Origin of the sequence: Geobacillus sp. CAMR5420, from assembly GCF_000691465.1 — a bacterium.
Classification (GTDB): Bacteria; Bacillota; Bacilli; order Bacillales; family Anoxybacillaceae; genus Geobacillus; species Geobacillus thermoleovorans.
On record NZ_JHUS01000024.1, the window covers coordinates 1 to 14,245 of the forward strand.

The 14,245-nt window shown below is 48.6% G+C and carries 11 protein-coding genes, 1 pseudogene and 1 riboswitch; of the genes and pseudogenes, 6 read left to right on the forward strand and 6 right to left on the reverse strand.

Annotated elements, in window-relative coordinates:
• Nucleotides 1-173 precede the first annotated feature (173 nt).
• A pseudogene (locus DI44_RS18665) lies at nucleotides 174-480 on the forward strand (nucleotidyltransferase family protein).
• Nucleotides 464-736: a DUF86 domain-containing protein gene (locus DI44_RS11825; protein ID WP_014195232.1), complete on the forward strand. Its 273-nt coding sequence runs from the start codon at nucleotides 464-466 to the stop codon at nucleotides 734-736. The pseudogene DI44_RS18665 and the gene DI44_RS11825 overlap by 17 nt, the downstream one beginning before the upstream one ends.
• A 262-nt stretch (nucleotides 737-998) precedes the next feature.
• Here the strand turns inward: DI44_RS11825 and DI44_RS11820 are convergent, their stop codons facing one another.
• On the reverse strand, nucleotides 999-2,585 hold the full coding sequence (locus DI44_RS11820) for a multicopper oxidase family protein (protein WP_033024918.1): 1,587 nt from the start codon (nucleotides 2,583-2,585) through the stop codon (nucleotides 999-1,001).
• A 129-nt stretch (nucleotides 2,586-2,714) separates the two neighbouring features.
• The gene (locus DI44_RS11815) at nucleotides 2,715-3,605 is read right to left on the reverse strand and encodes a C39 family peptidase (RefSeq protein WP_033012833.1); all 891 of its coding nucleotides are present in this window, start codon (nucleotides 3,603-3,605) and stop codon (nucleotides 2,715-2,717) included.
• A gap of 286 nt (nucleotides 3,606-3,891) precedes the next feature.
• On the opposite strand from DI44_RS11815, the gene asnB reads away from it, so the two are divergent.
• Nucleotides 3,892-5,799 carry an asparagine synthase (glutamine-hydrolyzing) gene (gene asnB, locus DI44_RS11810; protein ID WP_011230407.1) on the forward strand — a complete coding sequence of 636 codons (1,908 nt, stop codon included), beginning with the start codon at nucleotides 3,892-3,894 and terminating at the stop codon, nucleotides 5,797-5,799.
• Nucleotides 5,800-6,146: 347 nt separating this feature from the next.
• On the opposite strand, the gene DI44_RS11805 is transcribed toward asnB, so the two are convergent.
• The 4 genes from DI44_RS11805 to DI44_RS11790 all read right to left on the reverse strand — a co-directional run bounded on the left by DI44_RS11805 (nucleotide 6,147) and on the right by DI44_RS11790 (nucleotide 9,892).
• A complete protein-coding gene (locus DI44_RS11805) occupies nucleotides 6,147-7,211 on the reverse strand; it encodes a HAMP domain-containing sensor histidine kinase (RefSeq protein ID WP_011230408.1) in 1,065 nt (354 codons plus the stop codon).
• A complete protein-coding gene (locus DI44_RS11800; protein ID WP_011230409.1) occupies nucleotides 7,208-7,882 on the reverse strand; it encodes a response regulator transcription factor in 675 nt (224 codons plus the stop codon). Before DI44_RS11800 ends, DI44_RS11805 begins: the two co-directional genes overlap by 4 nt.
• Nucleotides 7,883-8,063: 181 nt before the next feature.
• Nucleotides 8,064-8,879 (reverse strand): ABC transporter permease, encoded by an 816-nt coding sequence (locus DI44_RS11795; protein WP_011230410.1) that lies wholly within the window; start codon nucleotides 8,877-8,879, stop codon nucleotides 8,064-8,066.
• Nucleotides 8,876-9,892 (reverse strand): ATP-binding cassette domain-containing protein, encoded by a 1,017-nt coding sequence (locus DI44_RS11790; RefSeq protein ID WP_011230411.1) that lies wholly within the window; start codon nucleotides 9,890-9,892, stop codon nucleotides 8,876-8,878. Before DI44_RS11790 ends, DI44_RS11795 begins: the two co-directional genes overlap by 4 nt.
• A 208-nt stretch (nucleotides 9,893-10,100) precedes the next feature.
• Nucleotides 10,101-10,296, forward strand: a riboswitch (cobalamin riboswitch).
• Nucleotides 10,297-10,350: 54 nt separating this feature from the next.
• On the opposite strand from DI44_RS11790, the gene DI44_RS11785 reads away from it, so the two are divergent.
• The 3 genes from DI44_RS11785 (at nucleotide 10,351) to DI44_RS19395 (ending at nucleotide 14,215) form a co-directional block, all read left to right on the forward strand.
• Nucleotides 10,351-12,708 carry a ribonucleoside-diphosphate reductase subunit alpha gene (locus tag DI44_RS11785; RefSeq protein WP_081823164.1) on the forward strand — a complete coding sequence of 786 codons (2,358 nt, stop codon included), beginning with the start codon at nucleotides 10,351-10,353 and terminating at the stop codon, nucleotides 12,706-12,708.
• A 110-nt stretch (nucleotides 12,709-12,818) separates the two neighbouring features.
• On the forward strand, nucleotides 12,819-13,859 hold the full coding sequence (locus DI44_RS11780; RefSeq protein WP_014195238.1) for a ribonucleotide-diphosphate reductase subunit beta: 1,041 nt from the start codon (nucleotides 12,819-12,821) through the stop codon (nucleotides 13,857-13,859).
• 200 nt (nucleotides 13,860-14,059) lie between these two features.
• Nucleotides 14,060-14,215, forward strand: coding sequence for a hypothetical protein (locus DI44_RS19395; RefSeq protein WP_241766371.1), 156 nt, complete (start codon nucleotides 14,060-14,062; stop codon nucleotides 14,213-14,215).
• Nucleotides 14,216-14,245 lie beyond the last annotated feature (30 nt).

Below are 14,245 nucleotides of genomic sequence, written 5' to 3' on the forward strand. Positions count from 1 at the left end.
ACACTAGAGGGATAATATCATGATGACGGGGCACTTTTTTATCCAGAGCGTAACGGGACATTGTCATTGCCTAAACGAGTTCTCGGCTGGGGAAAGTTTTTTCTCTTCTTGAAGAATATCGAGAAAGCGAGATGTTATAATGAAAGTAACAGGCGCGGAAAAAGGGGGGTTATTTGCTATCACAACAAGACATCCTTAATGAAATATCGAAATGTTTAGATTTGTGGAAGAAAAAGTATGGTGTGAAGCGAATCGGGTTATTTGGCTCGTACAGTCGGGGGGGAACAAAGGGAATCAAGTGACATTGATGTGTTGGTGGAATTTATGGATAATGCGGTGACGTTTGATCATTATATGGAGTTGAAACTGAGTTTGGAAGATCATTTTCAAAAACCAGTGGATTTAGTGATTGTAGATGATATCAAACCAGGATTAAAGCCAACTATTTTAAGGAGTGTTAAGTATGCAGAGGGATCCTAGCGTCTTTTTGCAAGATATTTTGGCTGCTGCAGAGAAAATTGAGAAGTACACCCAAGGGCTTTCTTATGATGACTTTTTAGATAATGATTTAGTATCAGACGCAGTCATTAAAAACATATTAGTGATTGGAGAAGCAGCCAAAAACATTCCAGACGAAATTAGGCAAGCATCCCCATATATCGAATGGAGAAAGATGGCTGGCATGAGGGATATGCTGATCCACAGTTATTTCTCCATTAATTATCGAATTGTGTAGGATGTCGTTCGAAATAAGATTCCTGTATTAAAACAGCACGTTGAACGATTGCTAAATGAAAGTTAGACTTCAATTCAAACCGTATGCGCTGTTTGGGGATAGCTCGTTATTCAAAAAAGGGGTTGGCCTAAGGGAGTGATTTTTCTTAAACAAAATATAACATATTGTTTTTTGGTGATTGTTTTATACCTATATATGCTAATAAGAAAAGAGGGGCTGACCCAAAACGCATTTGTGTTTTGGGTCAGCCCCTTCAGCTTTTTTATTCACCTTTATTGGTTGTGTCATTCGGATCTGGAGTATAGTCCGATTTGTAGTCGGTATATTTGACTTCTGTCACCATTCCCGCTGAAGCATGGTGCAAGTCATGGCAATGGAACATCCAATTTCCCGGATTATCCGCTTTAAACGCGACGACATATTCTTCACCAGGGTTTACATTTAAGGAATCCTTTATCAATGGAGAGCCTGTGACCGGCTTGCCGTTTTTGCTTAACACTTGGAAGAAATGGCCGTGTAAATGCATCGGATGTACATCCATCGGCGAGTTGTTCACGATTTTTACTTTTACGAAATCTCCTGTCTTCACATGAATAGGCGCTGTGTCAGGATACGTTTTCCCATTAATCGTGAAAATCATGCCATTTTTGCCCATGGCCGTTCCTAAATCCATTGTATACTCTACATCATATTTTTGGTCTAACGTAAATGGACCTGTTTCATATTTTCCATATGTTGTCATATCCGCGACAGGGAGGTTTTCTTTTGCATTTGCTTTGTCCGTATTGTTTGCTTGTCCTTCGTATTGAATTTTCACTTTCATGCCATCGGTGCCTTTCATATTGCCGTGGCATTCCAGCAGCCATTCACCCGGGTTATTGGCGATAAACTCAATGTCGTAGCGCTCACCCGGAGCGATATTCAACAGTTCATCTTTGATTGGTTGCGGGTTCTTTAACGGTTGGCCGTCCGTTGCGACAATTTTAAACTCATGTCCATGCAAATGAAGCTTGTGGGACATGTACCCTGCATTGATCAGACGAAGCCGCACTTTTTCGCCTTTTTTCACTTTTAACGGTTGGACAGCAGCCCCGCTTTTTCCGTTAATCGTGAAAATATCGTACATATTCATATTATGTCCCATGCTGTTCATATCCATTTGTTGATTATCAGAGCTATTTCCATTATTCATATTACTATGATCCATGCCGCTCATATTCATGTCCATATGGCTTTCGGCGTCCGGGTCGCTCATCCATTCATCTAATACAAGCGTGTAATCTCGATCGACTTTTTCTTCATTTTTCGGTTCTACGATTAATGTACCGTATAATCCCTTGTCCACTTGCTCGGCGCTTTTTTGATGGGAATGATACCAATACGTTCCCGGCACGGTTGCTGTAAATTCATACGTAAACGTTTCACCCGGTTTAATGGCGTCCATCGTGACACCCGATACTCCATCTTGGTTATTTGGAACAGGGTAGCCGTGCCAGTGAATCGTTGTCGGTTCCGGCAATTCATTTTTTACTACGATTTTTACTTTGTCTCCTTGCTTCACGCGGATTTGTGCACCAGGCACGGATCCATTATACGTGTATACCGGGAGTTTGATTTGACCATTAATGGGTAATAACGCTTCCTTCGCAGTAAGGTGAATTTCTTTCCCGGATAATACTTCTGTATTGGTTGCTAAAGGCAATTGCTGCTTGCTCGTTTCAGCGGAAGTATTTTCTTTTTCCATATTCATGCCGGACATGTCGTGTCCCTGCATGGAAGATGGATTTGAGCAAGCTGCGCCAATCGCTGCTACTCCTGCGAAAATGGCGCCAAGCAGCCATTTTTTCATGTCGTTTTCCCTCCTTAAGCTTGTAGTGGGAGATGCAATGATATGATAAAAAATAGATGTGCAAAATGTATGGAGAAAATCGTTCAACTGAAATGTAAAAAAAGGCAAGCGATTCGGATTCACCGATGTCTAACGGTGGTAGGTAATCGCCTGCCGTCCCATTTGAACCCAAGCGTCGATAAAGTCTTGTTTCGGCGCTTTTTGGTTTTTGACAGCGGTCAATGGATCATTGAAATAAATGTACTGCTCATCGTATCCCGTAATGAGCACCGCGTGTTCCCGGTACGTGATTTTGATCGGGCCTTGCGGGGTTTGCCATTCCCGAAAGGCAGAGGGAGGAAGAGGACGAAAGGTGGTGTTGGTGATCACCCAAACCGGTGTGCCTTTGGCCAAGTATGTATAGATGTTCTCAAACGATTGCCCTGTTAAGTCGATGATTTGGTTAGGCAAGTACCGCTCAGCCAACTGCTTGATCGGCTTATGGTACACGCCGTATCCAGGCTTCGATAACGTATACATATCGCCGACAAACCCTTCATTTGGGTGGCCGTAAAACACTTGGCCATTTCGCACTTGATACGGAGTAGGATTTTTCTTGATTTGTTTCGCCAACGTCATCTTATCGACGCGAATGCCGGCATGATTCAAGAGCATGGCCAAGCTGGTTACTTCGCATCCCCTCGGCAGTTCCGGAAGCTGAGACAAAAGGGGGGCGTCAATCAGGACGGATGTCCTTAGCGCTTGTTTCTTTGAAGAGGCAACTGATCGATTCGCCTCCTTTGCTTGATTGCTGGGGGACGGATTGGTTTCTCTGCTGTTTCTGTTCTGTATGAAGGCTTTGATGGCATCGCCTGTCTGGGCCGAACTTGCATAATAGGATAATGAGGCGGCCAATAGCAAGAAACAGGACATATACAATCCGAGCGACAGTTGATCCATCCTCCCGTTTAGAGGTCTTCTCAAGAGAACAAAACAAAGGGAAACGATGAGAAAAGTCAAAAAAAGGATAAACGCTAACAAGCCATTCTCAACTCCTTTATAACACGTGTGTGTTTTTATAGTAACAGATCGATGTGCAAAAATGGTGAAATTCACACTTTCTCCATATTTTATCGTTAATATTATGAGAAACTGAAAATCTTGCAAGCAGTTTTCCTGAAAAAATGGAAACAGATTGTTTTTGAAACTTGATGTTGTGTACGATAGAATGAAAGTGTCTTTGTATAAATCATTTTAGTTTTAAACAAAAAGGTTTTTGGTGTTGTTTTTGGATTCTTCTTAGCAAAGTGGGGGGACAATCATCGCCATGTGCGGTTTTATTGGCTGTATTCATGATCGCCCAAGAGCGATTGAGCAAACATGGAAAACAACGTTGGTGGAGATGAACCGCCTGATTACCCATCGCGGCCCCGACGATGAGGGGTATTTTTTTGATGACTACGTGAGTTTTGGTTTTCGGCGTTTGAGCATCATCGATCTGGAGGCGGGACATCAGCCGCTGTCTTATGAAAACGATCGATATTGGATCATTTTTAACGGGGAAATTTACAACTATCTTGAATTGCGGGAAGAGCTGGCGGCGAAAGGATATTCGTTTGCGACGCATTCGGATACCGAGGTGATTGTTGCCCTTTACAGCGCGGAAAAAGAAAAAGCGGTCGAAAAGCTGCGCGGGATGTTTGCGTTTGTCATTTGGGACAAGCAAGAGAAAACGGTGTTTGCGGCGCGGGATCCGTTCGGCATTAAGCCGTTTTTTTATGCGGAGCAAGGAGATCGCACGTTTTTCGCTTCGGAAAAGAAAAGCATCTTGCTGGCCCTCAGACAGGAATCGCCAAACGGTGATTCCCTGCAGCATTATTTAACATTCCAATATGTCCCTGAGCCGCTGACGATGTCGGCCGGCATTTACAAGCTGGAGCCGGGGCATTATCTCAAGAAAAAAGTCGGAAAACCGCTCACCATTCATCGTTATTGGAAGGCATCCTTCGAGCCCATTCGCCAATCGGAAGAGGAGCTTGTAAAGAAAATCCGCGATGCGCTGTTTGATTCGGTCAACGTCCATATGCGCAGCGATGTGCCGGTCGGTGCGTTTTTGTCGGGAGGCATTGATTCATCGTTCATCGTCGCCATCGCGAAACAATTCCATCCGCACCTGAAGACATTTTCCGTCGGGTTTGAGCGGGAAGGGTTCAGTGAAATCGATGTCGCAAAAGAAACCGCAGAGAAGCTTGGGGTAGACAACATTAGCTATGTCATCTCACCGCAGGAGTATATGGAAGAGCTGCCGAAAATTATGTGGCATATGGACGATCCGCTTGCCGATCCTGCGGCTGTGCCGCTGTATTTTGTCGCTCGTGAGGCGAGAAAGCATGTCACGGTTGTGCTTTCCGGCGAGGGGGCGGACGAGCTGTTTGGCGGCTACAACATTTACCGCGAACCAGAGTCGTTGCGGCTGTTTGCGCGCATGCCAAACATCGTAAAAGCGGTGTTGCGGGTGATCGCGAAGATGCTTCCGGACGGAATGAAAGGAAAAAGCTTTTTGGAGCGCGGAACGACGCCGCTTGAAGAACGGTATGTCGGCAATGCGAAAATCTATAGCGAAAAGGAAAAAGCGGCGTTGCTCAAAACGTACCAAGAGGGGCGCGAATATACGGCGGTGACGGCTCCTTTTTACCGCGAAACGCTTCATTACCCACCCGTCAACCGGATGCAGTATATTGATCTTCATACATGGCTAAGGGGCGATATTTTAGTCAAAGCGGACAAAATGACGATGGCCCATTCGCTTGAGCTGCGCGTTCCCTTTTTAGACAAAAAGGTATTTGAGGTTGCTAGGCAAATCGCCCCTGACATGAAAACAGCCAACGGCACGACGAAATATATTTTGCGCAAAGCGGCCGAGGGCATCGTACCGGATCATGTGTTAAACCGGAAAAAATTAGGGTTTCCCGTGCCGATTCGCCACTGGCTGAAAAACGAAATGTATGACTGGGCGAGACAGCTCATCAACGAAAGCGAAACTGATCATCTGTTCCATAAGGACGTGCTCTATCGGCTGCTGGATGAACATGCCCGCCACAAGGCGGATCATAGCCGCAAGCTGTGGACGGTCTTGGCGTTTATGGTTTGGCATCAAGTCTATGTGGAAAAGAAGTACGATTTTGCTCAATCCGTACAAAACGAGAAGCGGCCAGCGTCTGTTTTGGAGGCGTAGCAGAGAAAGGAAGCGTCCCGGGGCTCAGCCGGGACGTTTGTTCATCTCTTGATTGAAAGAGGCTGACTTTCAAGTGAAGGAATTCAGCCCGTTTTGATATTCGAAACAGGAACCCATTGTTTTAGAGGGTGGTGAAAAACCATGATTTCCTTGAACATGGTCTGTTTTTTTGTTCAGACAAAAAACGATTTCGTAAGGTTTCACCATTTTAGAAATCCTCCCGCTCAACCAAAGTTTTCTATTCCATCACAACCTTCTAGATGACGAGAGCAATGTCGCGAAATGGGCGTTTCACCAAAAGGAAGAACATGCTGCTCGTTTGTTTTTGTCATAGGGAATGGAGAGGGCTAAGAAACCGGGCCATGAACGGGGAGTTCCACCGTAAAAGTCGCTCCTTCTCCCGGCTGGCTCTGCACGGAGATGATTCCATGATGGATATCGACAATCTTCTTGGCGATCGACAACCCGAGCCCGCTACCCCCTGCGGCGCGATGGCGGGATTTATCGGCCTTATAAAATCGTTCAAAAATGCGGAGCTGGTCATGTTCGTTGATTCCTGGCCCTGTATCGGAAACGGTGACGATGGCTTGTTCACCGCGGCGTTGTAGCTGGATGGTGATGGTTCCCCCTTTCGGTGTAAATTTAATCGCATTATGGATCAAGTTCAGCCATACTTGGCTAAGCAAATCTTCATCGGCTGTAATGATGACTTTCTCAAACAGGACACACATGTTCAATTCTTTTTCCGCCCACTGTGGCTCGCAGTGAAGAATGAGTGTTTGCAGCTGTGTGTCCAAGCGATAGGATGTGGGATGAAACGGGTAGTGATCGGAGTCTAACATCGCCAACCGCAGCAAATTCTCACTTAACTTCGACAAACGGACGCACTCCGTTTCAATAATGTCGAGATAATGCAACCGCTGTTCACGGCTTAGGTCCTCGTTTTTGAGCGCTCGGGCGAACCCGCGGATCGATGTGAGCGGAGAGCCGATCTCATGAGACACATTAGAAATAAATTCTTGCCGCATTTCTTCCATGGCCTGCAAATTCGCGGCCATGTCGTTAATGCGTGTCACGAGTTCGGCAAACGGATGATTCCGTCCGCCCCAGTCAGCCTGGAGATTTACTCGAAAATCGCCTTTGGCGATTCGATTAATGGCATCTATTAAGTGTTGCCAAAATACTTTTTCGCGCTTTCGCAAAAAAGGACTGATCGCGCTCATAGTCATCCCGAACAGCAAAAAGCCGAGGATCGATGAAATGATTTGACGAACGAGCGGGTGCGGCCGCCAAGCGAATTGGGTGTAGAGCGCTTCTGTGATGAAATATGCCGCAGTCCAAAAGAGAGAGACGATGGACATTACAGCGATAACCGTCAAGATGGATTTAAGCACAAATCGCAATCGTTTCATGACTGTGCCTCCAACCGATAGCCGAGCCCGCGAATCGTGCGGATGGAAAATGGAGAATCTGGTTGGGCAAACCGTTCGCGCAATCGTTTGATATGCACATCCACTGTTCGTTCATCCCCATCATAATCGTAGCCCCAGATCTGTTCAATCAACTCGTCGCGTGTAAACGTTTTGCCCGGATAGCTGGCCAATTTAAAAAGCAGTTCAAATTCTTTCGGCGGCAAGAAGATCTCTTGGTCTCCCAAACGGCATTCGTACGTCTTGCGGTTTAACGATAAACGGCCTATTTGTACGATTTGCGATGTAGCGATTCGATACCGTTTGAGCAATGCTTTGACCCGGGCGACGAGCTCAAGTGGGTCGAACGGTTTGACAAGATAATCGTCCGCCCCGAGCTCGAATCCTTTCACCTTCTGTCTTGTTTCCCCTTTGGCCGTCAACATTAAAATGGGGACATCGTCGTAGTCGCGCAGTTCGCGACATAGCTCCCAACCATCCATTTCCGGCATCATAATATCCATAATGACCAAATCCACTTTCACTGTTTCCAATACGTCAAGTGCTTCTTTTCCGTTAGCCGCCTCATGGATTGTAAATCCTTCTAAGTTTAAAAAGTGGCTGACGAGTTCGCGGATATGCGCGTCATCATCGACGATTAAAATTCGTGTCATCGTCATCCCCTTTCATTGTCCTTTCATGCTATTTTCCATTGTGTCGCTTTTGCTTGGCCTTCGTCAATGTTGAAGCTGGTTCGTTTATAATTTCGTCGTGACAGCAGATAATGAAACGATGGGTTTGATTTTTAATATTCATTGGAGAAGCGGGGATGCTCATCGCGGACATCCCCAGTGGTTATGCGCGGCGCATATAGACACGAACGGTGATCGGAGCAAAGATCGCAACAATGGCTGCCGCGCCGAGCAAGGAGAGGACGAAATCGGTGCCTATCGTTCCGTGATTCGTCAACTCGCGGACGGCCGCGATCATATGGGAAATGGGATTGACTTTGGCAATCCATTGTAGCCAATCGGGCATCGTCTTGACCGGCACGAACGCATTCGATACAAACATCAGTGGGAACAACGCCAGCATGGAGATTCCCTGTACAGCGGCCGCATGACGGGCAATGACGCCGAAGAAGGCAAAGATCCAGCTGACGGCCCACGCGCATCCAATGGCGAAAACGCCCGCAAGCGCCACACTGGCGATCCCTCCTTCCGGACGGTAGCCGATAAGAAATCCCATGACAAACGTCAGGGTGGTGGCGATGACATAGCGGACTACATCGGCTAATAACGCCCCAGCCAACGGAGCGATGCGGGCGATCGGCAGCGATTTAAAGCGGTCGAACACGCCTTTATCCATATCATCGCGAAGTTGAACTCCTGAAGTGACGGAAGCCCCGATCAACGTTTGGATGAGAATGCCGGGAATGATCATGGGCAAGTAGTTATGAACATTCCCCGCGATGGCTCCACCAAAGATGTAGGTAAACATCAAGGTGAAGATAATCGGCTGAAAAGTGACGTCAAATAATTGTTCGGGTGTGCGCCGCACCTTCAACAAACCACGATAGGCCATCGTCAGCGAATTTCGTACAGCTTGGGAAACGCTTGTACGGTTTTTCTGTTGGCGTTTGACCTCCAATTGAGGAGACACTGGTTTCATCTCATCGCTTCCTCCCTTACATCATTGGATTCATCTGCACGTTTTTCCACTCCATGGCCGGTAATGGTCAGAAAGACCTCATCGAGGGTTGGTTTTTGCACACTTAACTCGGTTAAGTGGATGCCCTCTTGACGCAAAGCGACAAGCAGGTCCGTCACATGGTCTGGATCGGCCATCGGCGCCGTGATGTTCCCGGTTTCTAAGGATACCGTCGGCCGAACATGGAGAACGCGCTCAATGATGCGCTTGGCCGTTTCGATCTCTCCAGGATGTTGCAGCTTGACTTGCAATGACGATTGACCGATGGACGCCTTGAGTTCATCGGGTGTCCCTTCAGCGACGACTCGGCCGTGATCAATTACGGCGATGCGGTCTGCCAATTCGTCCGCTTCTTGTAAATATTGGGTTGTCAGCAGCACCGTTGTTCCCATATTCACCAAGCGCCGGATCGTTTCCCACATTTGATTGCGCGTGCGCGGGTCGAGTCCGGTGGTCGGTTCGTCAAGAAAAATGAGCGGCGGCTGGGCAATGAGGCTGGCGGCGAGATCCAGACGCCGGCGCATACCGCCAGAGAAATGTTTCAATGGGCGCTTGGCTGCTTCTGTCAAACCAAATTCCTCCAATAATTCGCTTGTTTTTCGCCTTGCTTCTGTTCGGCTCAGTCCCAGAAGCCTAGAAAAGATCATTAGATTCTCTGTTGCGCTGAGCGTTTCGTCAACAGAGGCGTATTGACCGGTGACACCAATCAATTGCCGGACGACTTGCGGTTGTTTGACGACGTCGTACCCAAAAATTTGGGCGGAACCGGCGTCCGGGCGCAATAACGTCGCTAACATTCGGATTGTCGTTGTCTTGCCGGCTCCATTGGGGCCCAGCACACCATAGATGGTGCCCGCGCGCACACGCAAATTGAGACCGTCCACGGCCCGGTGGTCGCCAAAGGTTTTCACCAATTCGTGTGTTTCCACTGCCCACTCTTGATGGGCGGGTGAGATTTGGGGTCTGTATCCCATTTTGTGTCCCCCTCCTTCGTATGATTCTCGTACATGGTGAATCGTAGCATGCTTTTATGAACAGAATGTGAACAACGGAATGATTTTTTGAGGAAGAGAAAATTTGATTCGCCCACTCTTGCAATTCTCCCGGTTTTGGTATATGCTTGTTCCATCAGGATGATCATCTACTATATATTGTTTTGTTCTATTTTTTAAACAACTATATATCGTTGCGCCAAGCAATGGTGTCCATCAGGACTTAATAGGGAATCCGGTGTGAATCCGGAACTGCCCCCGCAACTGTATGTGCGGACGAAATGGGATGGCCACTGGCGGCAAGAGCCATTCGGCGCGCCGCTGGGAAGGCCCCAAAGTAGGACGATGCACGAGTCAGGAGACCTGCCTTGCTTGGAACGTTTCATGTTCTTCGGGGTGTGAGAAGATGAAACGATAGGGGAAAAGAAAAAGGGTTTCGTATGCCTTTTTTCCGTCTGTCGTTTCATCCGCTCGCCTGCCCGAGCGGATTTTTTATTGAAGGAGTGGGGAAACGAATGACCGCATTGACGAAAATGATCATCATCGATGACCAAGGGAAGCCGGTTTCTTTTTCACGTGAAGAGTTTGCGTCGCTGATTGGGCAAGCCGCCGCTGGATTCGGCCGTCTGTCGCTTGATGAATACGTCGAGCGTGTTTGGCAGCTTCTCAGTCGAAAGGAGTCCGTCACGGTAGAACAGCTGCACCAAACGGCTATTTTGGAAGGACTTTCTTACATTGATGAAGATGAGCCGGACTGGACATTTGTGTGCGCCCGGCTGTATTTGCAGCAACTGTACCGCGAGGCGGCGCGGCAGCGCGGGTACGATGCGCGCGAGCGATATGGTGATTTTTATTCATTAATCGTTTCTTTGACAGAACAAGGGGTGTACAGCCCGCTATTGCTTGAGCGTTATACGAAAGAAGAGATCGAGACGGCTGGCTCATTTCTTGATCCAGGCAAAGACTTGTTGTTTACGTATATCGGGCTGCGCACGCTCGCTGATCGGTATTTGGCCCGCGATTATGAGCGGCGGCTGTATGAATTGCCGCAGGAGCGGTTTTTGGTCATCGCCATGACGCTAATGGTGAATGAACCACCCAAGCGGCGCCTTGAGCTCGTGAAGGAAGCGTATTGGGCGTTAAGCAACTTATACATGACCGTGGCGACGCCGACGCTTGCCAATGCCGGAAAGTCATACGGCCAGCTGTCGAGCTGCTTTGTCGACACGGTCGATGACAGCTTGCAAGGGATTTATGACAGCAACACCGACATCGCCAATTTGTCGAAATCGGGCGGCGGCATCGGCGTCTATTTAGGCAAAATCCGTTCGCGCGGCAGCGACATCAAAGGATTCAAAGGGGTCTCCTCCGGCGTCATCCCGTGGATGAAGCAGTTGAACAATACAGCGGTGAGCGTCGATCAGTTAGGACAGCGAAAAGGGGCCATTTCCGTCTATTTGGATGTATGGCATAAAGACATTTTTGCGTTTCTCGATGCGCGGCTCAACAACGGTGACGAACGGCTGCGGACGCATGATTTGTTCACCGGCGTTTGCATCCCTGATTTGTTCATGGAGCAAGTCGAACAGCGCGGCGACTGGTATTTGTTTGATCCGCATGAAGTGCGGAAGGTGATGGGGTTTAGCTTGGAAGATTTTTATGATGAGGAAAAAGGGTGCGGCAGCTTTCGGGAGAAATACTGGCAATGTGTCAACGAACCAAGACTGTCGAAAGAAAAAGTGCCGGCGATCGAAGTGATGAAAAGCATCATGCGCAGCCAGCTCGAGTCGGGGACGCCGTTTATGTTTTACCGCGATGAAGTGAACCGGCAAAATCCGAATCGCCATCTCGGGATGATCTACTGCAGCAACCTTTGCACGGAAATCGCGCAAAACCAAAGCCCAACGGTGATGAAGCGGCAATATGTAAAAGACGGGATGATCATCATTGAAAAAATACCAGGCGATTTTGTCGTCTGCAATTTATCGTCGATCAACTTGGCGCGGGCGGTGACCGATGGGGTTTTGGCGCGGCTCATCCCGATTCAAATGCGGATGCTCGATAATGTCATTGATTTAAACAATATTCCGGTGCTGCAGGCCGGCCTGACGAACGAAAAATACCGCGCTGTCGGACTTGGAACCTTTGGCTGGCATCATCTTTTGGCGTTAAAAGGCATTCGCTGGGAGTCGGAGGAAGCGGTCCGCTATGCCGACGAGCTGTATGAAACGATCGCGTATTTGGCGATTCAAGCGAGCATGGAGCTCGCCAAAGAGAAAGGGAGCTACCCGGCGTTTCCGGGGTCGGACTGGCAGACGGGCGCTTATTTTGAGCGGCGCGGCTACCAAAGCCACGGTGAACTCGATTGGGATCGGCTGAAGCAAGATGTGGCCCGCTACGGGATGCGCAACGGCTATATCATGGCCATCGCCCCGAACGCATCGACGTCGATCATCGCTGGCAGCACGGCGAGCATTGATCCCATTTTCTTAAAAGTATACGCCGAGGAAAAGAAAGATTATAAGATTCCCGTTACGGTGCCGGATTTAAACGAACAGACGACATGGTATTACAAATCGGCGTACCATATCGACCAACGTTGGAGCATCAAGCAAAACGCCGCCCGCCAGCGCCATATCGACCAAGCCATCTCCTTTAACTTCTACGTCATGAACACGATTAAGGCAAAAGAGCTGCTCGATTTGCATTTGACGGCGTGGAAGTCGGGGTTGAAAACGACGTATTACGTGCGTTCGACATCGGGGACGATCGACGAGTGCGATTCTTGTGCGAGCTGACCGTGGGGCGCAACAAACGCCTTTGGTCGGGCTTTCCCTTCCTTGTGCGGGAGGGGCGTCCGCGGTTGGCCGCGCACACGATACTAGAAAACGAAAGGAAGGAATGGACGATGACGATCGGCTTAGTCAAACGACCGATTATGGATCCGGAGGCGCCGAACCGTTCGACGGGCATCATCAACGGCCGCTGCTCGAATGTGTTGAACTGGGACGATATTGCCTACCCATGGGCGTATGCGAAATATAAGCGAATGCTCGCCAACTTTTGGACGCCGTTTGAAATCAATATGGCGCAAGATGTGAAGCAGTTTCCGCAGCTGACCGACCGCGAGCAGGATGCGTTTTTGAAAATCATTGGACTCTTGGCGCTGCTTGACAGCATCCAAACCGACTACGCCGGACGTGTCGCTGATTACATTACGGACCCGAGCATCAATGCGCTCATGATCATGCTCGCCCAGCAGGAAGTCATTCACAACCATTCCTATTCGTACGTGCTCTCGAGCCTTGTGCCGAAAGCGAAGCAAGATGAAGTATTCGACTTTTGGCGGAACGAACCGACGCTGCGCAAGCGGAACGATTTTGTGACGAACGGCTACAAGGCGTTTGCGGAAGAGCCGAATGTGGAAAACTTGCTGCGGTCGATCGTCTTTGACGTTATTTTAGAAGGATTGTTTTTCTACTCGGGGTTCGCCTTTTTCTACAACCTCGCGCGCCAGCAAAAAATGGTGGCGACGAGCACGATGATCAATTACATCAACCGTGACGAGCACATTCATGTTGATTTGTTTGCGAAAATTTTCAAAGAAGTGTTGAACGAATACCCGGAGTATCGGACGCCGGAGCTTTCCGATTTTGTCCGTGAAACGTTTACGAAAGCGGCTGAGCTGGAAATCGAATGGGCCGGGGAAATCATCGGGAATGACATCGATGGCATCGACTTGGCTGATTTGGAAGCGTACATTAAGTTTTACGCCAACGTCCGCGCTCATCAGCTCGGTTTTGACCGCCCGTTTGACGGCTATCGGACGAACCCGCTCCGCTGGATTAAAGCGTATGAAGAAGTCGACCTCGGCAAATCAGACTTCTTCGAGCAAAAACCGCGCCAATATACGAAAGTGCAAGTGGATAATGGGTTTGATGAGCTGTAAGGAAAACCGCGTTGGGGCATCGTCCAACGCGGTTTTTTGCCGGAAAACATGATTAACGGAGGGATTCTCGCTGCATTATACAATGGGGAAGAGAAAAGGAAAAGAGATGTTGCGGCTTGTTGTCGGACGGTAGGCTTGGGCGCCTTACCTTGGTATAATGAGAAAAAACTTGCTTTTGAATGCGAAAGGGGACGGGAGAAGTGGGGAAAAAACAGGAAATCGAACGGCTGCGCGAGCAATTGAATCAGTGGCTCGTGGAAGAGGAGCACGACAATGACGAGGTATGGCTGAAGAGGGGGGGGGGAAGCGATTTTTCAACGTTTCGCTCAGCTGGGTTCAAGCGCCATCGCCTATAACCAGCTTGGCGACCCGGAAACGGCGCTTGC

Bases quoted from the DNA above. Each gene is read 5' to 3' on its own strand.
- DI44_RS11825 (WP_014195232.1), top strand. From the start codon at position 464: ATGCAGAGGGATCCTAGCGTCTTTTTGCAAGATATTTTGGCTGCTGCA.
- DI44_RS11820 (WP_033024918.1), bottom strand. From the start codon at position 2,585: ATGAAAAAATGGCTGCTTGGCGCCATTTTCGCAGGAGTAGCAGCGATT.
- asnB (WP_011230407.1), top strand. From the start codon at position 3,892: ATGTGCGGTTTTATTGGCTGTATTCATGATCGCCCAAGAGCGATTGAG.
- DI44_RS11805 (WP_011230408.1), bottom strand. From the start codon at position 7,211: ATGAAACGATTGCGATTTGTGCTTAAATCCATCTTGACGGTTATCGCT.
- DI44_RS11800 (WP_011230409.1), bottom strand. From the start codon at position 7,882: ATGACACGAATTTTAATCGTCGATGATGACGCGCATATCCGCGAACTC.
- DI44_RS11795 (WP_011230410.1), bottom strand. From the start codon at position 8,879: ATGAAACCAGTGTCTCCTCAATTGGAGGTCAAACGCCAACAGAAAAAC.
- DI44_RS11790 (WP_011230411.1), bottom strand. From the start codon at position 9,892: ATGGGATACAGACCCCAAATCTCACCCGCCCATCAAGAGTGGGCAGTG.
- DI44_RS11785 (WP_081823164.1), top strand. From the start codon at position 10,351: ATGCCTTTTTTCCGTCTGTCGTTTCATCCGCTCGCCTGCCCGAGCGGA.
- DI44_RS11780 (WP_014195238.1), top strand. From the start codon at position 12,819: ATGACGATCGGCTTAGTCAAACGACCGATTATGGATCCGGAGGCGCCG.